A 21,916-nucleotide genomic window follows, 5' to 3' on the forward strand; every position below is an offset into this window, starting at 1 on the left:
TGTGAATGTTTCATTTCTAGGTATCTACCCAGTCCAAATTGGAACCAGTCGAATAAGATAAGGAGACTTACAACATGGGCTCTTGCAGGGGAGGAAAACCATGAGAACCATTTCACTCGAAACCATGGCACGTTTACTAAAAGGTGTCCTCAAAAGGGGATACCCCCAAAAAACATTAAATGCGATTAACTTTGGTAAACCAAAATATTTACACGCCTCACAAGCATACTTTTATTCTCGCTCACTCGATTGGAACAAACAACTGTCTGCCATCATGCAACAAAAACCAGTTGCTGTCATTCTTCCTCCAAACATAGCAACCGCTTATATTCCCAAAAGTACAGCCATCATTCAAGTCCAAGATACGTACCAATCTTTCTGGAAGATCGCTTTATGGAACTGGGGGTATGTATCACCGATTGTCGTTGGCATTACGGGCAGTGCTGGTAAATCAACAACAACGGAGATGGTTTCATCTATACTCAAGCATCGCTACAATATGGTCAAGACACAGGGTAACTTAAATACTTACTCTTTCTTACCCTCTTATCTTTCTCGTCTTACTCCTAAGCATCAAGTACTATTACTTGAAATGGGCATGAAATCATTAAATAATATAGGCAAACAATGCGCGATTGTAAAACCGCAATACGGTGCCATTACAAACATTGGTGAGGCACACTCGGGCTCATTAGGTGGATTAGATCTTGTCGTAAAAGCGAAACAAGAACTGGCAGATGGCATAAAAGCTGGTGGAATCCTATGGGTAAATGCCGACGATACGCGTTCACGCAAACTAAATCTCAAACGATGTAAAGGGACGATTAAGAAATTTGGCATCTATAATCAAGCAAATATTCGTGCACATCGTGTAAGATATAGTGCGAAAGGGATGACATTTGACTTGCATGTTGGCACCCAAAAGGAATCCATGTTCATCCCTACCTATGGTATTCACAATGTATATAATGCGTTGGCTGCATGTGGGATTACGCTTTCCATGGGATCAACGCTATCCGATATAAAAAAGGGTTTAGCGTCATTTCAGATGCCTCATATGCGTCTCCAATTTTTCAAAGACCGTAGTGGACGTACCCTCATTAATGACGCATGGAACGCCAATCCAACAGCGATGAATGCTGGATTAGATGTTTTAAAGGCAATCGCTCCCACACAGCAAGGAGTTGCGGTTTTAGGAGATATGCAAGAGCTTGGGGATTACACGACAACTGCTCACTATTTAGTAGGGAAACATGCAGCCAAAGCCGGTCTAAAGCAACTCGTTACGATCGGAAAATACGGGAGATTAATTGCAACGAGTGCCATTCAAAATGGCATGAAAAAAGAGCGTGTCTTTTCCTACTACAGACACGACCAAGTCATCCAACATCTTCGTAAATTAAGTGCTCAGTCGGTTGTTTATTTTAAAGCTTCTCGTAGTCTCTATCTAGAAAAGATTGTGCAAGCTTTACGCTCTTAGGATCATGTATTCAGGCGTGGATCAACACGCCTGAATTTGCATTACAAACTTGTTTATATATCAATTGCGTGTTTCTTTACTGTTTTTTGAAAGAAAGAATCTAATTTGTTTGTGATGTCTACAGGTTCACTGTTTATTTTTTTTACACTGTTTTCGTAATGATGAATGCGTTCTTCTATAAATGCATTTAATAGCGAAATGCGCGCTTCCACATCTAGCTTTTCTCCTGCGTGCTTCCGTATTAAGAGCTGCTCTATTTTTTCTTTTAGTTCCCCTTGCGGTAATAACTGCTCTACTAAAAATGGAAATTCAAGCGGGGGAAACTGACGATATTGTTCAATATACTGACAGGCAAGTAATGGACGCAGCACATAAAAGTATTTTTTGACACGCACCTTTTCTTGTTTTAAATAGTCACGATAATTTCCTTTGGCCATATGTAAATAATGATGGATACACGATATAGGAGAAAAAGCAGTATGAGCCATCTCTTTTATTTCTTTGACAAATGTCTCATCAAATTCATAAACCATGCTGGAATGTAACCACTCCATAAGCGGTGGATTTGATTTACGAAAAAGTTGTAGGGTTTTCCGAAGTTCCCATCCATTGATATCTAGCCATTCATCTATCGGGAGTTCAATTACATCTCGCTTCATATCAATCGATAAATACCATTCTGGTTGGTGAACATAGATAAAACGCACATCAAAGTCACTATTCTGAGAAGGAAACCCCCATGCCCGACTCCCTGATTCACATGCATACAATACTTTAACACCAAAATCTCGCTCAATCTGTCTTAACTTTTCAGTGATCTTCTTTTTCACTTGGTCGGTTCTCCATTCTTTTTCTATGAAAATGATGACCAAAAAGCCCTTATTATTATAGCTAAGGGGCTTTAGGTCAATACATATTTAGTTATTCACTACTTGTTTAGAGACACGTTCGATCTGATCTTGTTCATCCGGTGTTAATTGAAAAGTTAAAGCACCTACATTATCTTTAGCATGTTGTACTTTTGTAGCCCCGGGAATGGCCACGACTGTATCTCCATTGTGCGTGATAAGCCAGTTCAGCGCTACTTGACTAGCTGAGGCTCGATATTGATCTGCTATTTGTTCCAATAAGTCCACAAGTGGCTTCGTTTGTGAAAGATTGTTGTGTTTTTTACGATTGGTAAACTGACGAACACGTGACGTAGACTGCAATAGTTCCGGATTTTTATGAAACTTTCCGGTTAAGAGTCCTTGCTCTAATGGAGAGTACGCAATAATCGTAACGCCCAATTCCTTTGCGGTTTCTAAGACACCGTTTTGTTCGATTACCCGATCTAATAAACTGTACTTCATTTGATTCGATACTAGTGGAATATCATATTCTGCCAGTACTTGATGGGCTTCTCGCATCTGTTTTGCATTAAAATTACTAACCCCTACAGTAACAATTTTACCCTGCTGTACCAGCTCTGCCATTGCCTTCATCTGCTTTTTGATCGAAGAAAAGGAATAAGGTTGATGAATTTGATAGAGGTGAATCGTACGACTGTTTAGACAAGCCAAACGTTCTTCTATACTACTTGTAATGGAAGTCGCGCGACGAAGAACTGGCCACCACTTCGTAGCAATAAGCGCGTGCTCCTCTTGTGGATCTAACTCATTTAAAACGCGTGCCAGCACTTTTTCGGATTCTCCCCGGCCATAAGCTTCAGCTGTATCAAACCAATTGATTCCACCTGCTAGAGAAATGCGAATAATGTCCTTAATCTGTTCATCATCAATCTCTGACCAATATTTTCCGACTACACCACTTCCTTTACTAAATTGCCAACACCCTAATCCTAACGCTGAAATTTCTAAATTTGATTTGCCTAATTTTCTTTTTGCTAACATATCATTCTCTACTACGCACGGTGGTAGTAGATGTACACCTACCTTCTACTTAATGATCAGACTAGAATCACGATGGTGTTACTTGAACGATGATTTTCCCTCGTGTGCATCCCGACTTACGAATCGCATACGCTCAATTCATTTTATTCAGTGTAAATACTTGTTCGATATGGGTTAAGCTTACCCTAGTTTGGTCATCGTTTGCATCATTTTCCAATTCGATGGATTTAAACCAGTTACATGTACACGAACGAGCAACAACCAATTGCTTATTCTTATCTACATAAGCTGATTTCACCATCAAGACTTCCTCTCTTTCTTAATTGTGTAAGGTTCATTTAAATAAAGATGCACATCTCATTATGTAATGCTTTTAAGTAGATAAACTTAAACTTATTTACTGATTGAAATGTAACATGCATTTAGTTGTGAGTCAAGCTTTGATTACAATTGATTTGGGGATTAAACACAATAATAGTGCTACGAACGCCGCTCAGTTGTGAAATTTTAGCAATACCTAAATATACTGCTTTAGCAAGTACCGAAACGGTAGTCACCTCTTCCGATTGTAAGTACTCCCTTATAGAAATGGAATCGAGAGAATACGTACAGCAAGAAGGCAGTCCAAACACCACACTGCTACTGGTTTCTCATGCAGACAAAGAGCCAACAATATGGAGCACAAGGCATACAAATTCAGCCGATTTTTTCTATGTAAACTTATTTGTCCATATCGAGTTACAAAAGATAACTATGAATAATTTATATTCATTACGCCCAAGTATAACTACTTTAATATGTGAACTGCTATAATGATATATAGACCCCTTAGTAGGAGGAATAAAATGCAACTACTTCTTCTATTCGGTGGTTTGGGTGCACATCGATTTTATATGGGAGAAATCCCCATGGGGATTCTCTATTTATTTAAATTCGGTCTTTTTTTTGTAGGACGCTTTTACGATTTATTTAATTTGTCGACCAAAGTAGATAATCATAATTTACGTGTAGCGTTATATCGGAATCAAGCCAAATAAAAAATCATCTACTCATGTATAGCAGTCACTTAGTAATAAATTGTTAAAATATTCCCTCTAATTGTATCAACGCTAAGAAGTGAGGATTCTTAGGAACCCTTCCTAATCATTAAGACTTTGAAAACGAAAGCGCTTAGATTCCTTTATGCCATGTAAAATGTTACGATATTGAGGATAATAAACAAAATAATGGAGGTAACTATGTCTCAACGAATTCAATGGCCTAGCCCGACGATAAAAACGGATGACTATTTCCGTTTTGTCAAATCTTTTTATTTAGAGTTAGCGCCGTCTCTCAGTCTGGAAAAACGGAATATCATTAACTTTATGCAACTCTTAGATGAGTATGAACAATTACTTCAACAATTTAACCATGCTTACAGTACCCAAACTGCGGGAGAAAACTTTTGTACACCCATTCATATTGGTGATCCAGCTAAGCAAAATTACTATTCGGTCGCTTGGGATATCCAAAAGGCGAACGATCTGTTTGCTGAAAAGAAAATTCCAGCCCTTATCCCTCCGGCAAAGATCCAAAATACAAGATCCATCGATGTAACAGAAGCCATGATTGCCCAAATGGGAGACAAACTAGATCAACCCATTTACATTACAATCTACCCGCCATCCAATACACTGGTAGTGATAGATGGGAATCAACGGTTAGCGATACATACTGCACGAGGTACCGCTGAAATCAAAGCTTTTTTATTTGACCCTGTCGAACATCTCCAGTTTATGACGGATGACCTAAGCCGAGTTCGTTATTATATTCACCATAATATTACGGTATTAATGAGTTATTATGCCGGACTTATAGAACAAGTTTATACAGACGAAGACCATAGTTATTGGAATCTAGATGATCAGATAAGATGGTCACAATACCTTTTTATAAATCGAGTTGCCGATCTAAAACAAAAAAAATGAACGCATTTTAAGATAGGTTGAAGGTTGAAACACAAAAAATCAGGTGGAAATTCTACCCACCTGATTGAATTTCATTGCGTGCATAAGGGGTTTAGTTTGTATAGCAAACTTGTTTACATATTATATTTGGTTTTCCTTTTCGCTAGCTCGCATAATGAGGCTCATTTGAGCGTGTTATGTTATCCTATAATTATTCAACCCTACTTTTGAATGGAGTTTTGCTATGCGCAACGATATCCACTATCACACGATCTTAGAAGCACACGAACGTATCCAAAGCGTGATTCATCACACACCAATCATTACCTCACACATACTTGATGAGATTACGAATCACGCTGTTTTTTTGAAATGCGAAAACTTTCAACGGGGCGGCGCCTTTAAGATTCGCGGTGCTACAAATGCCATTTCACAACTTACGAAAGACCAAAAACAGCGAGGCGTTGTGGCCTGCTCATCGGGTAATCACGCCCAAGCTGTGGCACTCGCGAGTCGCCAACTTGGTGTACATGCCATTAATTGTATGCCTCATGATGCACCACTAGTGAAGAAAGAAGCTGTACTGCAATATGGTGGAGAACAAATCTTTTTTGACCGCCATACGGAAAACCGAGATACTATCATTGAGGAAATTGCCGCTACACAAGGTCGTACCATCATACATCCTTTTGATGATGTCGCAACTATTGCCGGGCAAGGTACAGTAGCGCTGGAAATGATGCAAGATATTGAAAACTTGGATGTCATCGTAGGCCCAGTTGGGGGCGGAGGCTTACTGGCAGGTACCTGCCTCGCTGTACATGGAAACAACCCTCGCTTACACGTGATTGGTGCCGAACCTGAGCTTGCTGATGATACATTTCAGTCCTTTCAAGCAGGGAAACGTATCGAAATAAATCCGTCAACAACTTGTGCTGATGGTTTGCGCGCGACTTCACCAGGAAAGATTACTTTTCCGATCATTCAAGAACATGTCGAACAACTGGTCACGGTTTCAGAAGAAGAAATAAAAAAGGCACTCTTTTTTGCCATAACGCGGCTTAAAGTGGTGCTTGAACCATCCGGTGCCGTATCACTGGCTGCGGTTTTAAGTGGAAAAATCCCCGCAAAATATCAACGCGTCGGGGTTATCTTAAGCGGTGGCAATGTTGACCCTAATCAGCTAGCCGATTTACTCAAATGATGAAAAAGTATTTCTTAATGGTTGGCTAACATTATGAACTGCACCTATATTATGATGAAAATATGTCTCCTGTTTCATTTTGAAAAGGTTTGCCTCTATATACCCGTCACTGCAGGCATACATCATGTGCGAAAAAAGAGGATACATCCCTTGATAATGGGCATTGTATCCTCTTTAACATCTTCAATTTAAACGACCGTACCGTGAACCTCTTCTCCAAGTAGCATTTCAATTTGATTATCACCGTTCATCACAGCTACCCGTGGTTCATGAACACGTGCTGTGGCATCATCCATCATCGCATAAGAGATAATAATCACTTTATCTCCAGGCTGAACGAGCCGTGCTGCCGCACCATTGAGACAAATCGTACCACTACCTCGCTCCCCTACGATGACATAAGTTTCAAGTCTGGCGCCATTATTATTATTAACAATTTGTACCTTTTCATTGGGTAAGATATCGAGCTGATCTAAGATTTCCTCATCGATCGTCACACTACCTACATAGTTTAAATTGGCTTCCGTTACCGTTGCACCGTGTATTTTCGCTTTCATCATCATTCTAAACATATGTTTCCCCTCCCTTAAATCGAATCAGATGATTATCTATTAATCGTGTACGACCAAAAAAGACCGCAACGGCAAGCAAAATATCCTCTTGCTCCCATTGATGAAAGGTTTCGAAGCGTGGATAAGTCAATGCTTCAACGTAATCTATGTGAGCAAGCGGTTGCGATTTTATCTTCTCTGTTACATAAGTGACCATTTCAGATGCTGTTTGGAGCGCTCCTGTTCGCACCCTCTGCTCTACTTCAGTAAGACTTTGATGTAATATCGTAGCTTGTACACGTTCTACTTGATTGAGATATACATTTCGAGAACTTTTAGCTAATCCATCCGCTTCTCTTATGGTTGGACAAGGTACGATTGTAGTCGGAAAATGTAGATCTTTTACCATTTGTGTAATAACAGCTACCTGCTGTACATCTTTCATACCAAAGTAAGCACGATCTGGCTGAACCATATGAAATAGTTTCGTGACTACCGTCGCCACACCATCAAAATGACCGGGTCGCTTTGCACCACACAAACGTTCTGTTACTTGACGAACATTTACGCGTGTTAAGGATTCCTCAGGATACATTTCCTCAACACCAGGAACAAAAACGAGATCGATTCCTATTTTTTTAGCTATAGCCAGATCACGTGCTTCATCACATGGATACAATGTAAAATCCTCATTGGGACCAAATTGTAACGGATTGACAAATATCGATAGCACAACCCAATCACATTCCATTTTCGCCTTTTCCAGCAAGCTGATATGGCCTTCGTGTAAATATCCCATTGTGGGTACAAATCCAATAGTTTTATGCGTCTGCTTCATACGCTCATCGCGTAAATCAGCAACTGATTTTATGATTTTCATCCAGTTCCTTCTTCCTGACCACCATATAACTCAGAAATAAAATCAGCAGACAAATGAGCACTATGCTTTTCTTCAGGGAATATCCCCTTTTTTACCTCATCAACAAATGAAGCAATCCCTTCTGTCATGGTTTTGCCTGCCTCTTGATATACTTTAACAAATGATGGATGCCAGTCTCCACCGATTGCAAGCAAATCATGATACACCAATACTTGGCCATCACAAAAACGTCCGGCACCAATTCCGATAACTGGTATATTTACGGTTTCACTAATTAACTGCGATAATTCTTCAGGAACACATTCTAACACTAATGAAAATGCACCTGCAAGTTCTAATTTTTGGGCGTCCTCGAGGAGCTGTTTGGCTGTAGCAGTATCTCGACCTTGAATAAGATATCCTCCCAATTGATTGACCGACTGCGGTGTAAGACCAATATGCCCCATAACAGGGATTCCTGCTTTTGTGAGCTTAGATATTTTCCCTACCATGTCTGAGCCGCCTTCAATTTTTATGCCGTAGGCTCCAGCTTCCTGCATCAATCGTGCTGCTGCTTTTAACACTTCATCTTCTGATAAATGTGCGGTCATAAAGGGTAAGTCAGCAATCACCATTGCTGTTTTGCTACCTCGTGTAACCGCTTTCGTATGATGAATCATGTCAGCAAGTGTTACCGGAATTGTGGATTCATATCCCAGAACGACCATGCCGAGCGAGTCGCCAACGAGTAAAATTTCAGAACCTGCCTCTTCCGCTATTTTTGCAGATGGATAATCATAAGCGGTCATCATCGCAATCCGCTCTTTTTCTGATTTCATTTTCAGTAGTGTACGTGTTGTCACTTTCTTTCGCATTCGGAACCCTCCAATTGGTTAGGGCCCTTGGTCAGAGAAAAAGAAATACCCTCATATTTTGGCAACATGAAGGTTGGGTAGGTTTTATGCACCATTCCTTCTGTCCCCGTCCCAATGGCTCGAAGCAGAATTAATTCAAAAAGTAAGCGTTCACATTTATATTGGTGTAGCTCTCACACTAAGATACCACCCAACATAACTTTATCGTAACGAAAATTCAACAAAATTTCAATGGTTATCTGCACGATAGCCATATTTATCCCTTGACATCAAACTTCGATTTCAGCTGAATATATCGGAATCGTTTTCTCATCACATTGTATGAGTAGTGCACCTTCTGAGCTAAGTCCCGTTGCAATCCCAGATACCGTATTTTTAGCTGTACGAGCCGTTATACGTTCCCCGAGCATTCCAGCTCCTGCTTCCCACTTTAATTTGATCGGCAAAAATCCATCCGTCAAGTATTCATCGTACAAAGCCTCAATTTCAGCAAGAAGTGTTGCAATCAGTGGCGCACGGTCCATCTGATGCCCTGTTTCAATGGCTAGCGAGCTAGCTTGATTTTGTAATTCTGAAGGAAACATTGTGTATGGTGTGTTCACATTCATACCCATTCCCACAACAACATAATGAATTTGATCTTGTTCACCCCGTAGCTCCGTCAATATACCGCATATCTTTTTTTCATTAATCAGTAAATCATTGGGCCATTTTATATGTGGGGATAATCCAGTCGCCTTTTGAATGGCTTGCCTTACCGCTACAGACATTAGCAGAGTAAGTTGGGTCGCTGCTTGTAAATCGATTTGTGGACGCAAAATCAAACTGAACCAAATCCCCGCTGATTTAGGTGAAAACCAATTACGTCCCAGGCGCCCCCTCCCTGCCGTCTGATTATCTGCAATAACGATTGCACCTTCTGGCGCTCCTTCTTTCGCCCATTCATGCGCTACCGTTTGCGTAGAAGTGGTTGTGTCTAAATAAGTGATATGTCGCCCCAATCGTTTCGTTGTCAAATGGGCGGAAACTTCCGCAGCGGATACACGATCTGGATTTACTTGCAGTCGATACCCGCTACGTGGCTTCGCTTCAATCTCATAACCGGCTTTACGTAATTCCTCAATATGTTTCCAAATCGCCATACGGCTACATCCGATCTGTTTACTCATCTCTTCACCCGATAAAAAATGAGATCGGTTTTGCAATAAGAGCCGAATGAGTTCATGCTTGATCCGATTTTCCAATTTCATAACCTACCTTCAGCAATACCTGCTCATCATTGGCAATCTCTTCTAGTGCAACTCGTCTGCATAGCGCTTTTAGAGTCCGACCTAACCACGCTCCGGCTTTTCGATTGACAGTTTTTTGTAGTGAGGCTCCATCGATTACGAGCTCCCGTACATGGTGAATGGGCATTTCTGCATACCATTGATTCAAGTCCTCTTCCGTCGGAACGGCTTCCTGCATCCAAATCCGTTCATAAAATTGACGTACAACGAACAGTGTAGATAGGTCGTATGTCAGCATGGCTTCTTTCCAAGCCATAGAAGTCGCACCGATTGGCTTTATGATCAATTGAAAAGCGACAAGTAGTTGTTTCTTGATCCGATTAGGTAAGCGAAATGCCGTTAAGCGCTCTTCGATGTCCACTGGTTTGATATCTAACAGGAACAAGAGATAGAGCCAATAAAACAGCGGGTTTCTGATGCCATCTACATCTTTGATTTTCACCTGATGAACTTCCCAAGAATGAAAAGGTGGCAAATAGTTGCATAGCGGCGTATCAAACAATAAGCGTAGGCCCAAAGTAGGGTAAGGCGATTCCCACATTTTTTGTAATTCGGCCGTCACACGTTCGACTGATAGATGGATACATAGCGGTGCACACTGTACCATCGCTTCATAGCATGAATGATTGATTTGAAAGCCCAGTTTAGCAGCAAAGCGGGCAGCCCGTACAATACGTAACGGATCCTCCTGAAAACGTTCGACTGGATCTCCTACTGTACGAATCACGCGATTTTCAATATCTGAAATACCACCAAAATAATCATGGCGTCGCCCATGACGATCTTCAGCAATCGCATTAAAAGTGAAATCACGACGTGCCAAATCTTCTTTTAAAGAAGAAACAAATTGAACAGAGTCGGGTCTGCGAAAATCACGATAAGTCGATTCCACTCTAAAGGTGGTCACTTCAAAAGCATCACCTTCAATCACAACTGTGACCGTTCCATGTTGCAATCCTGTAGGTATGGTATGCTCACAAATACGTATCACTTCCGTAGGAGTGGCATTTGTCGTGATATCATAATCATTCGGATTTTTTTGTAAGTCTTCATCTCGAACACAACCGCCTACTAAATACGCCTCATACCCGGCTTTCTCTAATGAATGAAGCAGTAGATAAGCCTTCTCTTTTAGGTGGTACATGTTTAAAATTCTCCTGCTAATACACGCTGATATACAGCTTCATATTGTTCCGCGATCTTATTTCCGCAAAACTCATTTTTTACGCGTTTTAGACCAGCCTGTGAAAATTGATGGTGTAAATCATCATTTTTTAGGAGCTGGACAGCCCAGCGAGCCATCTCATCCACATCTCCAACCGAAGCCAAAAAACCGGTTTCTCCATGAATCACAACTTCTGGTAACCCATCCGCATTTGATCCAACAGTAGGTACCCCACATGCCATCGCTTCTAATGCTACCAAACCAAAACTTTCTTTTTCTGATGGTAAGAGTAACAAATCTGCAAGCGATACCAGCTGAGACACTTCATCTTGTTTCCCTAGGCATATCACCCGTGACTGAAGTCCTAATTCTTCCACTCTCTCCATCACTCTCGGTAATTCAGGCCCTTCACCTACCAATAAGAGCCGGGATGACACATGTTTTTGTACACGATTAAAAGTTTCAATGACATCCATCGGCCTTTTTACTGAACGAAAATTTGAGATATGTAATAATAACTTTTCATTGGGATAAATATATTTCTCACGCAAGAAAGTTACATCCCGCGGATAATAGATACGCGTGTCTACAAAGTTGTAGATACGATCAATAAACGTGTCGGCACAAAACAATTGATGTGTCTTGTTCACGAGGCTGTTGGAGACAGCTGTAACAGCATCACTGTGTGTGATCCCAAAACAGATTACATCCTTTAGCGATGAATCCTCGCCCAGTACGGTTATATCTGTTCCATGAAGCGTCGTTACGACTTTCAAGTCATCTCCTACCATCTGTTTTGCTAAGACGGCTGCAATAGCATGGGGAACCGCATAATGAACATGGAGTAAATCAAGATCATAAGTTTTAGCGACTTGTGCCATCCGACTCGCTAAAGCGAGATCATAAGGTGGATATTTAAACACCGCATATCGATTGGCCTCTACACCATGATAACGAATGTTTTGATGAAAGCTCCCCAGGCGGAAGGGCATATCATACGTGATAAAATGGATGTCATGTCCCCGTTCTGCTAGTAGTTTACCAAGCTCAGTCGCTACCACTCCTGATCCACCATGACTCGGATAGCATGTAATACCAATACGCACAAAGATTCCTCCTCTTCCATTATACGAGAAAGCTAGATGTGAGAGGCTTGCGCGTTTTTAAGCCTTCACCATACACCGCCTGTATTTGGTTCCCCCATAATTGATCTCTGCCTCGCATCATCGACAAATAGGTAGAGCCATTAAGAGGGGTTTCTACTTCTCCAGCTTCTCTTTTAAATTGCGTCTCATAAGCTAAAATGGCTTTCGTTTTTTGTTCATATACATCACTAATATCAATAATCAGATCAGCTGGTTTGATATCATTGATAAAGTAATAGAAAACATGCTTCACTCGGTGTGCCGCTTCACCACCCGAGGTCCGTTGCTTACGGATCGCAGCATCAAATACAGCCTCATCCACCATTTGACTACAGGTGACATGATCCGGATGACGGTCTTCAAAGTAAGGTGCCAACACCACTTTAGGACGATAACGACGTATCATTTGTGTTAATCGTTCCACTTGATGAGGAACGTTACGTATCGATCGATCCGGCAATTTTAAATTGATCAGCTCTTTTACACCTAAGATTTCAGCCGCTCTACTCGCCTCTTTTCGTCTCGTTTCTACGGTACCATTTGAGGATAACTCTGCTTCTGTTAAATTACAGATTGCTGTTACAAATCCGGCTTGACTATGCTTCGCTAAAACGCCTCCTACGCCAATTTCGACATCATCAGGATGTGCACCAAATGCTAATATGTCGACTTCTGTATGCTTCATGAAACACTCTCCCTTAAGACTGATCCCTATCAGGCGTATCGATTTGACCGTCGTAAGACTACTCCGCCATAACAGACTTTCTCGTTTTGCTTAATCGACACGCCTATGACCATGTATCATTTTACGCCAAGCTAAATCCCCCTGCTCAATGGAACGAATCAGCACTTCAGCAGTTGCTAAATTTGTTGCAACTGGAATATTATGCACATCTGCCAATCGTAAAAGCGCTAAAATATCCGGTTCATGTGGCTGTGCTGCTAATGGATCCCGAAAAAAAGCAATAAAATCCATTTCATTTTGGGCTACCATTGCACCAATCTGTTGATCACCACCAAGCGGTCCTGATAAATAACGATGTATGGTTAAACAGGTCTCTTCCATAATCCGTTTTCCGGTTGTTCCAGTTGCATATAATTGATGTTGTTTTAACAAGGGTTCATAACTAACGGCAAACTGGACCATCGTCTCTTTCATACGATCATGCGCAATTAAAGCGATTTTCAATGTTTTGCACCTCACCTTTAGAAATCAAGCACATTTTCTAAGCCATACACGAAGTAGTCCAATTCCATCACTTTTTCAACCGCTAATTTTACGCCAGGCATAAAAGATTCTCTATGAATTGAATCGTGGCGAATCGTGAGGGTTTGTCCTTGATCACCAAAAATAACTTCCTGATGGGCCACCATGCCAGGAAGCCTAACACTGTGGATACGGAAGCCGCTCATCATAGCACCTCTAGCTCCATCAATCAATTCTTGTTCGTCGGGGTGACCTTGCTTGATTTCAGAGCGATTTCTAGCAATCATTTCTGCTGTTTTGACTGCTGTTCCTGAAGGCGCATCTAATTTCTGATCATGATGGGACTCTATGATTTCAACGTGCGGCATGTACAGCGCTGCTTTTGCTGCAAATTGCATCATAAGTACAGCTCCTATCGCAAAATTGGGGGCAAAAATAACACCAATTTTGTACAACCGTGCTAGATGACTCAAACTTTCGATATCCTTTTCTGATAATCCACTCGTACCGATCACAGGTCTAACGCCAGCTAATATCGCTTGTTCGGCATGAACTTTTACGTGTTCAGGTGTTGTAAAGTCAATCAATACATCCGCTTGTACGGCTTCAAGTGTTTGAATCACTGAGGCTGTACATAAGATGCCTAATTTTCCAAGGCCCACTATATCTCCGATATCCTTACCTACATTGGAACGTGATACCGCGCCCACCAAGTGAAGATGATCATTTTGTTCAATCATGCGAACGACTTCTTGTCCCATTCGTCCCGTGGCACCTGCAACAATTACGCTTATTTCCATTTCGAATTCTCCTCTTTAAGTTAAAACCCTTCTTCATCAATCGGTGTCCACCGATTTTGATCTCGCGTTTGATATTTCAACATCACCTGCTTAAACGCTTCCTCTAAATCAATATCTAAACTGTTTGCAAAGCAGATCACAATAAACATTAAATCCCCTAGTTCGTTCGCAATACTATTTTCCGCTTCTTCCCCTTTTTTCTTTTTTTCACCGTACTGATGATTCACTTCACGTGCTAGCTCTCCTACTTCCTCCGTCATGCGAGCCAGCATAGATAAAGGATGAAAATAACCCTCTTTAAATTGAGAGATATATTGGTCTACTTCAGACTGCATGGCTTGTATCGTTTTTTCTTTGTCCATTATAAGATCATCCTCGCATCTCTGTGAAAGTTGATAGATCTTCAGATCTCTATACACGAACCTTATGTGATTCCTACACATTATCATGTTACCTGATCTTACATCATATCTCAATCATTCTTGCATTGAAGTAGTAGGAATGGGCATGTATAATATAGCGGGTATGGAAATGTTATGGAGTAATGAGGGATTATAAATGAAAAACAATAAGTTGTTGTTTCATGCGCGTAATATTTTATTGATTTTTATTGGTACTCTTTTATTTTCATTTGGAATCAACTACTTTGCAATTCCTAATGAACTAGCTGAAGGGGGATTTACGGGTATTGCCATTCTACTTTATTATATGTTTGATTGGACACCCGCTTATATCATTTTTATTTTAAACATCCCCTTGATTTTCATCGGTCTTAAAGTTTTTGGTAAACAAACTTTTGTTTATACGATTGTTGGCATCCTATTTTCAACTATTTCACTAAAGCTTACTGAAGATGTAAGTAGTAGAATTGGAACGACGATAACGGACCCCCTCCTAGCCGCACTGTACACCGGCGTATTTGTTGGCGCTGGCCTAGGTCTTATTTTCCGAACAGGAGGAACGACCGGTGGCGTTGATATTATTGCACGCTTAGCGAATAAGTATTTTGCGTTAAGTATTGGACGTACCATTTTTATCCTTGATTTTGCCATCATCTTGTCGTCTGTTCCTGTAATTGGCTTAAATAAGATGATGTATACATTGGTGGCTATCTTCGTGGGTGCTCGTGTCATCGATTTTGTGATCGAAGGTGCCAATGCCTCAAAAGCAGCCACAATCATTTCAAATGTACCACAAAAATTGGCCAAAACCATTACAAAAAAGATGGACCGAGGCGTTACCTTATTAAAGGGACAAGGAGGTTATACCGGGAAAGAAAAAGAGGTGCTCTATGTTGTCGTTGCACCGAATGAACTCCCTAAGCTAAAAGCAATCGTCAATGAGCTCGATTCGAACGCATTTGTGGTCGTACATGATGCGCGCGATGTGCTAGGAGAAGGATTTACTTTTGATAAAATCAATGGAAACGGAACCACACCATCCTAGGTAATGAACCACAAAGTGCCCAAATGAGATCTTCATTAGGGCACTTTGTGGCGATAATTTTTAAGACTAATATAAGCGAGCGCACCAGCTACAACAACGCTTATGGTCAAAGCGATCATTTTTATCGACAACATTTCAAAGCCGATTGCGGCATACACTTCTTGCTCACTGCCGTGAAAAATGGGTGACATTAAATCCTCTAGTTGCTCAACCACTCTCATCTTTTTAGATATGGCTTCATCCGATCGAAGAAAGCGAAGCAATCCTTCTACATGATTGACGATTTGGGGACTTTTGGCGATCAATAAAGCTGGGCGGATGCGTTGGTATTGCAGATCCAATCGATCTAACTCTCGCTTTATTTTTTTTTGATCACCTGTGGAGATGGCTTCCTTTACCTTTTTTAATTGCGATTGCAGATCGTACGCTTGCTCCTTCCAAAGTGGCTGATTGGGATTCGCAACTGCATCAAAAGCGAATTGTAAACGCCATGTCGCCTCCCGAATAGCTGAAGGATTTGGACGTAGTTGATTTAAGTGATTTTCTAACTGTACAATCACATCAGCCAATTCCCGTATCGATCTTACAGTTAAATTTTGATCCGCTAATTGTGACTGAGAGAAGCGATGTGATAATTGCTTTAGCTTCGTACGTGCCGTTTCATAATCTTCTTGTTCAACAGCCGCTGCGACGCTGTTTGCCCGCTGTAACCAATCTTCATTTTCTTGCTCAAACGCAGGACTGAGCGATCCCCCAAACAGATGAAACCAAGCCATAAAAGTGATTAGGCACTTCATAAACAACCCTCCTACTCTATGACTATGAAGGTTGTCCCTTTCTATGACAAAAAACCTAGTTGCCTTAGGCAGCTAGGTTTTTTGTCATTCATCTATTATTTTTGTTGTTGCTTTAACAACCATTCCACTAATACTTCTCTTTGTTCGGGTGTTCCTTGAAACATACCAGCCGGCATGCCGTTCTTACCTTCTACAATATAGCGATCAATTTCTTCTGCAGTGCGGTAATTTCCAACTCCAAGTAGACTTGGACCATTTTTACCCTCTAAGTTTTCACCGTGACAAGTAATACACGCACTTTCAGAGTATAACTTATATCCTTCATCTTCTACCGCCACTACATCTGTCGTTTCAGGCGCTTCCGGTGGAGCCGATTCGAGTTGCTCAATATGCTCCGCTTCTGCTGCCCATGTGAGATAAATGATGGAAATCAGTGAAAGAATCATGATCGATGACGCAATCGGGCGTTTTAATACCCGACGCTCATTACTGCGATCTAACCATGGTGCGAGTAGTAATGCACCAAAAGCAAAACCAGGTAATAAGAGTCCAACCAAGTTAAAGTCACCTGATGCCCATTTATACTTCAATATTTGATATAAGAATAAGAAATACCAATCCGGAACTGGTAAGAAGCTCGAATTAGTCGGGTCAGCAACTTCACCAATTGCAGGTACATGCGCCATAACCAAAGTCATAAACGCAACCAAAAATACAGCCCCAACCATCCATTCTTTTAACAAAAAGTCTGGTAAAAATGCTTCATTATTCCCTGGGAATTCAGCGTAATCTGGTGTGCGAAATTTGTCCTTCTTCGCACGTACACGTGAGTCTCCCACATAATGAACTTGCTCCATTTTACCATCATGCTTATGCGACAAGTGGATCCCTCCTCACGCGTAGACCTTATAGTGGGCCCGAAATACCTTGTCTACGAATAATAATAAAGTGAGCGCCCAATAAACCTAATAATGCTGCTGGAAGGAAGAACACATGAATCGCGAAGAAACGTGCAATCGTTTGTGCTCCTACAATATCTCCACCTTGTAGAAGAAGGCCAATATACTCACCGATAAACGGAACCGAGTTCACGATCTCAATGGTAACTTTTGTAGCAAAGTAAGCCTTATTATCCCACGGTAAGAGATAACCTGTTAAACCAAGCCCCAACATCACAAAGAAAATTAATACCCCTACTACCCAGTTCAATTCACGTGGGTTTTTATAGGAACCTGTAAAGAATACACGCATGGTATGCAAGAATAACATCACAATCGCTACACTTGCTCCCCAATGGTGCATTCCGCGCACAATTGCGCCCATTGCAACTTCATCTTGTAAGTATTTAACACTTTCATTGGCATTGATGATATCTGGAACATAGTACATCGCCAAAAACATACCGGACAAAATCTGAATCAGAACAACAAAAAATGTCAGTCCACCAAAACAATAAATAAATGCTGAAAAATGGTGAGCTGGATTGACATGTTCCGGCACTTCATGATCGGCAACATCACGCCAGATTGGCGTAATATCCAAACGCTCATCTACCCAGTCATATATGGCGCGCAACATTTACGCACACCTCCGATCCATGCTCATTATGCTTTTACTACCGGTCCGATCAACAATCTACCGTTTTCAATCTTGGTTTCATACTCATCCAACGGTTTAAGTGGTGGCGTACCGGGTACGTTTGTGCCATCTTTGAAGTAGCGTCCAAAGTGACACGGACAGAAAAATTCATTCTTAAATTTGGGGTTACCGTTATAGTTCACTGTGCAACCTAAGTGCTTACATGTTGGTGACAGGGCTACAATTTTGCCTTTGTCATTTTTAAAGACATAAGCAGTACGCTTTTCTATGAACTCGTACCATCCATCTACGGCTTCTACATCGTAGTGTATCAGTTGTGGTGTATCTGTAACATCTTTTTCAGATAATCCAGCTTCGACAAAGCCTACGCCGCCGCCCTCTTTTAAAACAGGGTCGATGGCGAAGCGTACCATAGGGAATAGCATCGTTGAAGCGAAGAAACCAGCTGTTCCACCCAACGTGTAAGTCAGAAACTGACGGCGGGATACTTTCTTACTCACGACTCGTCTGACCTCCTTCTATACGGCTTAACCGTCCATTCGGAGCGGAACCATTTGCTAAGACGAATACATTTTTTACTAGGACATTTACCATGATAGCCAATAGCCCTAGTAAAAGTCAAGAAAATGACTGTGACCATCAAACGACAATTCGTTGTCAATCTTTTTAAACTTGCTTCTGCCAGTTTTCTAAAATCTGCGCATAGAGGAGATCGATTTCAGCAGTGCGCGCTTCTTCGTCATTCACGTTCTCTGTCTTTACTATGTAGGGCAAAAATTGAATCATCGAATCGGTAGGCATTTCAAGTTGAATTTTTTGATCGGTAATACATATAAAATGATAAAAACCAGCAGCTTGGAAAGTTTGTAGCACATGCTCGATGTAATGCTTAAAGAGATCCATATCACCGCCTGTATAAGGAATAGCAGGTAACAGGAGCATACGACCGGTTAAGCGTTTCTCAATCCCTACAGCAATCTCTTCCACCATTTTAGCAGCATCCATCATAATTTGTTTTCCTTCTATACGCACATCATAGACCGGTAAACATAAAGTATCTACAAAAGATGCATGTTGTTTCCATTCTTCTTGCTTCATTGTAGCTAATAACATTATTATCCCTCGTTTCCAATAAAAAATGCTCAGTCTCTGCTGAGCATTATACCTAAATTGAATGAATCATTCTAGTGATGCATTATATTGTTTGGAAAGTTGCATAAAAGCATCGCGATCTCCAGCTACTAGAGCTTGATCGATTTGTTCATATAAAGTATGTTGTCTATATGTTTTTATGGATTGATCAAGAATCATTTCTGCGAAGAGCTCCAGCAAATGATCCTGTGCGATCTCATGTTTACGCATGGGATGTACCTCCAATACAGCAGCATATTTTGAACAGACCGTCCGATCTTTAAAATACAAACCGATATATAAGTCGTCGTGTGGATAAGATCGTATATCGTAAAAAGCGGATTCCACATCTGATCCAACTCGTTTGTTTTTTATAAATTTAAAAGCCGCCATATTACTACACTTTGTGGAAATGATAAGAGAGCGCGCTAAATGACGTGTATGTTCAACAAAATGGACTTTTGTTAACAGTTTTTCATTAGAGGATAGATAGCTGAGTAACCACGCTGCTTCTTTTTTTTGTAACTCATAATGTTCCAGAAACCAATTGATGAATTCCTTTTTTTCTGCAACCGAAATCATGTTACGCATGCCCTTCCTCCTCATAAACAAATTAAATTGAATATTATGTCTATTTAAAGGTGCGTATCAATTTTCTTTGTGGTTCATAGGGAGCATTTAAAAAACACCCCCCTGCTTGTGTTTACGTAATAATCAATTCGACCTCTATGGTTATTTTTCCTGCTTTAAATTTTGTTGAATAAAATGATCTTCGATCTCTCTTTCACGAAATGCAGACACTCCTTGCATCCATTTTTGGCCAGATTGGGTAAGCGTGAGATAAGTGATCTCATCTTCTATCCCCACCTTAATCACGCCAAGATGAAGTAACATTTTAATCACTTTTTGAAAGAGTGCTTCATGATTGAGATAAAAATAAGGGGTAAGCCAATTTTTAACCGCTAGCCAAACAGATTCTTGTTCAATCCAATCTGGATAACCTAGTAAGCCAATCCAACGAATGACCATCGGGAGTTGCTGAATCGGCTTACGGTATAAACGAATCCAAAAGCGGTACATAGCCTTTAAATTTTCTTCTTCATTTTCATGTAATTTCCCGTTCCCTGCTTCTGTTAAACCTAAACTTCCGTCAAGATTTTCCCTGATATAACCACCATAGTATGCATAATCATAAATGAAAGAGAAACGATCTGGATATTCATGATATCTTCTACCAAAACCAAAACGGGGACCTCTCTTTGTTATGACCTCTTCTTCGATTTGAAATTGAGCAAAAAGCTGTTTTTGTTGATTTTTATAGATTGCCCCACTATGTGTCGTCTTGACGACTTCTGTCTTTATGAAATGTAGAAACTGGATAAAGTCAACATGTAATAAATGAGATTCATCTCGATATATAGCTGGTGTATATTTGCATATGTGAGGAGATTGGCGATAAGAAGTAGCCAATCGACTAAGAAGATGCTTACGCACATCGTGTGGTACATGAAATAAATATTGTGTTTGGTGCGTATAACCTGGGAATAACCATCCCCGCTTTATGGTATCTCGAATTAAAGCTTGTGGTTTGGCAGAACCAGCTATTGATGCTTTAGCACGTAATTCTTCCATCGTGAAGGAGAGGCTGGTGTCTAAAATAATTAATTGTGTAAATCGCTTCGCATCCTGTTCCAGTTCATCATAATTTTTATGCACAAAGCACTCGTTCCCGATGGTTTGCAGTAATACACGGATTAACTCATACTTGGAATGTTTGGTTTCTTGGTCAAAACCATAGTATCGATTCATTGATTTTAATTGCTCAATATCCGTATAAGATAACCAATCAGCCATCCGCATAACAATCTTCCTTCCGCTTTTTTCCTATTACTATTCTGGTCTAAATAAGCGAAAGATAGACTTAAAATATCATATTTAAAACTGACAGGAATGGTTAATTTAATTGTAAAAAAAGGTTGTTGTCATGAATCAAAACCGCGCGTTCTGCTTCTCATTTTTTGGGGCACTTTCTCTGTATCTGCGCTTTCCGTTTTAACATGTACTTGAAATCCAATGCAATAAAGCACGAGATAACTTATGAATACCATACTGTCGTTGATCACAGAGTTTCGAAGAAGTGGTGCAGTTACATCACGCATAAAATGATTCCACACCTCTCCAACGAAAGTGAGTAACGGATGAAAAGGAATGATAAATATAAGGTGAAATAAGACAAATATGATTATGCCAATGGACAAAGGTAATTGATAAACAAATTTTGCAGATGAGCCAAACCCGATATATATAAAAGCAACCATTACGCCAATGATCACTGCGGTCCATTCCATTAAAATCGATTGAAGGTGTATATCAGGCAACCATAACTGGATAAAAAAAGGAAAAATCCATAGTTTCAAACCGGCTACAATCGTCAAAATGACAGTCATTTCCACCCATAAGCGTACTATTTTTCTCCACATCAACCAACCACCTCACTATAAGGGGTATGCATGTACCCATAAAAAAGACC

Annotated in this window: 26 protein-coding genes; 5 read left to right on the plus strand and 21 right to left on the minus strand. The window is 40.6% G+C overall.

The genetic code is table 11. The annotated features are described in order from the left end of the window. Nucleotides 1-100: 100 nt before the first annotated feature. Nucleotides 101-1,480, plus strand: a complete 1,380-nt coding sequence (locus tag IC619_RS00890) for a UDP-N-acetylmuramoyl-tripeptide--D-alanyl-D-alanine ligase (RefSeq protein WP_191138236.1) — start codon at nt 101-103, stop codon at nt 1,478-1,480. 53 nt (nt 1,481-1,533) lie between these two features. Here the strand turns inward: IC619_RS00890 and IC619_RS00895 are convergent, their stop codons facing one another. From IC619_RS00895 to IC619_RS00905, 3 genes are all read right to left on the minus strand, one after another. Then, nucleotides 1,534-2,310: a DNA polymerase beta superfamily protein gene (locus IC619_RS00895; protein ID WP_191138237.1), complete on the minus strand. Its 777-nt coding sequence runs from the start codon at nt 2,308-2,310 to the stop codon at nt 1,534-1,536. Between the two features lie 87 nt (nt 2,311-2,397). Next, entirely contained in the window at nt 2,398-3,372 is a 975-nt protein-coding gene (locus tag IC619_RS00900) for an aldo/keto reductase (RefSeq protein ID WP_191138238.1), read from the minus strand. 133 nt (nt 3,373-3,505) lie between these two features. After that, complete coding sequence (locus IC619_RS00905) at nt 3,506-3,670, minus strand: hypothetical protein (RefSeq protein WP_191138239.1); 165 nt, start codon at nt 3,668-3,670, stop codon at nt 3,506-3,508. Nucleotides 3,671-4,217: 547 nt separating this feature from the next. On the opposite strand from IC619_RS00905, the gene IC619_RS00910 reads away from it, so the two are divergent. The 3 genes from IC619_RS00910 to IC619_RS00920 all read left to right on the plus strand — a co-directional run bounded on the left by IC619_RS00910 (nt 4,218) and on the right by IC619_RS00920 (nt 6,522). Continuing rightward, the gene (locus IC619_RS00910) at nt 4,218-4,409 is read left to right on the plus strand and encodes an NINE protein (protein ID WP_191138240.1); all 192 of its coding nucleotides are present in this window, start codon (nt 4,218-4,220) and stop codon (nt 4,407-4,409) included. A 201-nt stretch (nt 4,410-4,610) separates the two neighbouring features. Further along, the gene (locus IC619_RS00915; protein WP_191138241.1) at nt 4,611-5,339 is read left to right on the plus strand and encodes a hypothetical protein; all 729 of its coding nucleotides are present in this window, start codon (nt 4,611-4,613) and stop codon (nt 5,337-5,339) included. Nucleotides 5,340-5,562: 223 nt separating this feature from the next. Further along, nucleotides 5,563-6,522 (plus strand): threonine ammonia-lyase, encoded by a 960-nt coding sequence (locus IC619_RS00920; protein WP_191138242.1) that lies wholly within the window; start codon nt 5,563-5,565, stop codon nt 6,520-6,522. 188 nt (nt 6,523-6,710) lie between these two features. Here the strand turns inward: IC619_RS00920 and panD are convergent, their stop codons facing one another. The 10 genes from panD to IC619_RS00970 all read right to left on the minus strand — a co-directional run bounded on the left by panD (nt 6,711) and on the right by IC619_RS00970 (nt 14,775). Then, complete coding sequence (gene panD / locus IC619_RS00925; protein WP_191138243.1) at nt 6,711-7,094, minus strand: aspartate 1-decarboxylase; 384 nt, start codon at nt 7,092-7,094, stop codon at nt 6,711-6,713. Then, nucleotides 7,087-7,953, minus strand: a complete 867-nt coding sequence (gene panC, locus IC619_RS00930) for a pantoate--beta-alanine ligase (protein WP_191138244.1) — start codon at nt 7,951-7,953, stop codon at nt 7,087-7,089. The genes panD and panC overlap by 8 nt, the downstream gene beginning before the upstream one ends. Next, entirely contained in the window at nt 7,950-8,807 is an 858-nt protein-coding gene (gene panB / locus IC619_RS00935) for a 3-methyl-2-oxobutanoate hydroxymethyltransferase (protein ID WP_191138245.1), read from the minus strand. The genes panC and panB overlap by 4 nt, the downstream gene beginning before the upstream one ends. Nucleotides 8,808-9,076: 269 nt before the next feature. Further along, nucleotides 9,077-10,057 (minus strand): biotin--[acetyl-CoA-carboxylase] ligase, encoded by a 981-nt coding sequence (locus tag IC619_RS00940; RefSeq protein ID WP_191138246.1) that lies wholly within the window; start codon nt 10,055-10,057, stop codon nt 9,077-9,079. Further along, complete coding sequence (locus tag IC619_RS00945) at nt 10,029-11,240, minus strand: CCA tRNA nucleotidyltransferase (RefSeq protein WP_191138247.1); 1,212 nt, start codon at nt 11,238-11,240, stop codon at nt 10,029-10,031. The genes IC619_RS00940 and IC619_RS00945 overlap by 29 nt, the downstream gene beginning before the upstream one ends. Nucleotides 11,241-11,242: 2 nt before the next feature. After that, on the minus strand, nt 11,243-12,367 hold the full coding sequence (bshA, locus tag IC619_RS00950) for an N-acetyl-alpha-D-glucosaminyl L-malate synthase BshA (protein ID WP_347239741.1): 1,125 nt from the start codon (nt 12,365-12,367) through the stop codon (nt 11,243-11,245). Between the two features lie 19 nt (nt 12,368-12,386). Continuing rightward, nucleotides 12,387-13,091 carry a bacillithiol biosynthesis deacetylase BshB1 gene (gene bshB1, locus IC619_RS00955; protein ID WP_191138248.1) on the minus strand — a complete coding sequence of 235 codons (705 nt, stop codon included), beginning with the start codon at nt 13,089-13,091 and terminating at the stop codon, nt 12,387-12,389. A gap of 90 nt (nt 13,092-13,181) precedes the next feature. Then, nucleotides 13,182-13,595: a methylglyoxal synthase gene (locus tag IC619_RS00960; protein WP_191138249.1), complete on the minus strand. Its 414-nt coding sequence runs from the start codon at nt 13,593-13,595 to the stop codon at nt 13,182-13,184. Nucleotides 13,596-13,612: 17 nt separating this feature from the next. After that, a complete protein-coding gene (gene dapB / locus IC619_RS00965) occupies nt 13,613-14,413 on the minus strand; it encodes a 4-hydroxy-tetrahydrodipicolinate reductase (protein ID WP_191138250.1) in 801 nt (266 codons plus the stop codon). A 20-nt stretch (nt 14,414-14,433) separates the two neighbouring features. Then, the gene (locus IC619_RS00970; RefSeq protein ID WP_191138251.1) at nt 14,434-14,775 is read right to left on the minus strand and encodes a nucleotide pyrophosphohydrolase; all 342 of its coding nucleotides are present in this window, start codon (nt 14,773-14,775) and stop codon (nt 14,434-14,436) included. 196 nt (nt 14,776-14,971) lie between these two features. Here IC619_RS00970 and IC619_RS00975 point away from each other — a divergent pair, with 196 nt between their 5' ends. After that, the gene (locus tag IC619_RS00975) at nt 14,972-15,859 is read left to right on the plus strand and encodes a YitT family protein (protein ID WP_191138252.1); all 888 of its coding nucleotides are present in this window, start codon (nt 14,972-14,974) and stop codon (nt 15,857-15,859) included. 35 nt (nt 15,860-15,894) lie between these two features. Here the strand turns inward: IC619_RS00975 and IC619_RS00980 are convergent, their stop codons facing one another. The 8 genes from IC619_RS00980 to IC619_RS01015 all read right to left on the minus strand — a co-directional run bounded on the left by IC619_RS00980 (nt 15,895) and on the right by IC619_RS01015 (nt 21,866). Beyond that, a complete protein-coding gene (locus IC619_RS00980; RefSeq protein ID WP_191138253.1) occupies nt 15,895-16,656 on the minus strand; it encodes a sporulation protein YpjB in 762 nt (253 codons plus the stop codon). 95 nt (nt 16,657-16,751) lie between these two features. Further along, on the minus strand, nt 16,752-17,537 hold the full coding sequence (locus IC619_RS00985; protein ID WP_347239742.1) for a menaquinol-cytochrome c reductase cytochrome b/c subunit: 786 nt from the start codon (nt 17,535-17,537) through the stop codon (nt 16,752-16,754). A gap of 25 nt (nt 17,538-17,562) precedes the next feature. Continuing rightward, entirely contained in the window at nt 17,563-18,234 is a 672-nt protein-coding gene (gene qcrB / locus IC619_RS00990; RefSeq protein ID WP_191138254.1) for a menaquinol-cytochrome c reductase cytochrome b subunit, read from the minus strand. 26 nt (nt 18,235-18,260) lie between these two features. Then, complete coding sequence (locus tag IC619_RS00995) at nt 18,261-18,755, minus strand: Rieske 2Fe-2S domain-containing protein (protein ID WP_191138255.1); 495 nt, start codon at nt 18,753-18,755, stop codon at nt 18,261-18,263. A gap of 166 nt (nt 18,756-18,921) precedes the next feature. Then, nucleotides 18,922-19,368 (minus strand): DUF2487 family protein, encoded by a 447-nt coding sequence (locus IC619_RS01000; protein WP_191138256.1) that lies wholly within the window; start codon nt 19,366-19,368, stop codon nt 18,922-18,924. Between the two features lie 66 nt (nt 19,369-19,434). Beyond that, nucleotides 19,435-19,977 carry a YpiB family protein gene (locus tag IC619_RS01005; protein ID WP_191138257.1) on the minus strand — a complete coding sequence of 181 codons (543 nt, stop codon included), beginning with the start codon at nt 19,975-19,977 and terminating at the stop codon, nt 19,435-19,437. 141 nt (nt 19,978-20,118) lie between these two features. After that, entirely contained in the window at nt 20,119-21,246 is a 1,128-nt protein-coding gene (locus tag IC619_RS01010) for a hypothetical protein (protein WP_191138258.1), read from the minus strand. Between the two features lie 122 nt (nt 21,247-21,368). Beyond that, a complete protein-coding gene (locus IC619_RS01015) occupies nt 21,369-21,866 on the minus strand; it encodes a hypothetical protein (RefSeq protein ID WP_191138259.1) in 498 nt (165 codons plus the stop codon). Between the last annotated feature and the right edge of the window lie 50 nt (nt 21,867-21,916).

The organism is Polycladospora coralii, assembly GCF_014773435.2.
GTDB classification, from domain to species: Bacteria; Bacillota; Bacilli; order Thermoactinomycetales; family Thermoactinomycetaceae; genus Polycladospora; species Polycladospora coralii.

Excerpts from the sequence above, each read along its gene's own strand:
- IC619_RS00890 (WP_191138236.1), top strand. The coding sequence starts at position 101 with ATGAGAACCATTTCACTCGAAACCATGGCACGTTTACTAAAAGGTGTC.
- IC619_RS00900 (WP_191138238.1), bottom strand. The coding sequence starts at position 3,372 with ATGTTAGCAAAAAGAAAATTAGGCAAATCAAATTTAGAAATTTCAGCG.
- IC619_RS00910 (WP_191138240.1), top strand. The coding sequence starts at position 4,218 with ATGCAACTACTTCTTCTATTCGGTGGTTTGGGTGCACATCGATTTTAT.
- IC619_RS00915 (WP_191138241.1), top strand. The coding sequence starts at position 4,611 with ATGTCTCAACGAATTCAATGGCCTAGCCCGACGATAAAAACGGATGAC.
- IC619_RS00920 (WP_191138242.1), top strand. The coding sequence starts at position 5,563 with ATGCGCAACGATATCCACTATCACACGATCTTAGAAGCACACGAACGT.
- panD (WP_191138243.1), bottom strand. The coding sequence starts at position 7,094 with ATGTTTAGAATGATGATGAAAGCGAAAATACACGGTGCAACGGTAACG.
- panC (WP_191138244.1), bottom strand. The coding sequence starts at position 7,953 with ATGAAAATCATAAAATCAGTTGCTGATTTACGCGATGAGCGTATGAAG.
- panB (WP_191138245.1), bottom strand. The coding sequence starts at position 8,807 with ATGCGAAAGAAAGTGACAACACGTACACTACTGAAAATGAAATCAGAA.
- IC619_RS00940 (WP_191138246.1), bottom strand. The coding sequence starts at position 10,057 with ATGAAATTGGAAAATCGGATCAAGCATGAACTCATTCGGCTCTTATTG.
- IC619_RS00945 (WP_191138247.1), bottom strand. The coding sequence starts at position 11,240 with ATGTACCACCTAAAAGAGAAGGCTTATCTACTGCTTCATTCATTAGAG.
- bshB1 (WP_191138248.1), bottom strand. The coding sequence starts at position 13,091 with ATGAAGCATACAGAAGTCGACATATTAGCATTTGGTGCACATCCTGAT.
- dapB (WP_191138250.1), bottom strand. The coding sequence starts at position 14,413 with ATGGAAATAAGCGTAATTGTTGCAGGTGCCACGGGACGAATGGGACAA.
- IC619_RS00970 (WP_191138251.1), bottom strand. The coding sequence starts at position 14,775 with ATGGACAAAGAAAAAACGATACAAGCCATGCAGTCTGAAGTAGACCAA.
- IC619_RS00975 (WP_191138252.1), top strand. The coding sequence starts at position 14,972 with ATGAAAAACAATAAGTTGTTGTTTCATGCGCGTAATATTTTATTGATT.
- IC619_RS00980 (WP_191138253.1), bottom strand. The coding sequence starts at position 16,656 with ATGAAGTGCCTAATCACTTTTATGGCTTGGTTTCATCTGTTTGGGGGA.
- qcrB (WP_191138254.1), bottom strand. The coding sequence starts at position 18,234 with ATGTTGCGCGCCATATATGACTGGGTAGATGAGCGTTTGGATATTACG.
- IC619_RS01000 (WP_191138256.1), bottom strand. The coding sequence starts at position 19,368 with ATGTTATTAGCTACAATGAAGCAAGAAGAATGGAAACAACATGCATCT.
- IC619_RS01005 (WP_191138257.1), bottom strand. The coding sequence starts at position 19,977 with ATGCGTAACATGATTTCGGTTGCAGAAAAAAAGGAATTCATCAATTGG.
- IC619_RS01010 (WP_191138258.1), bottom strand. The coding sequence starts at position 21,246 with ATGCGGATGGCTGATTGGTTATCTTATACGGATATTGAGCAATTAAAA.
- IC619_RS01015 (WP_191138259.1), bottom strand. The coding sequence starts at position 21,866 with ATGTGGAGAAAAATAGTACGCTTATGGGTGGAAATGACTGTCATTTTG.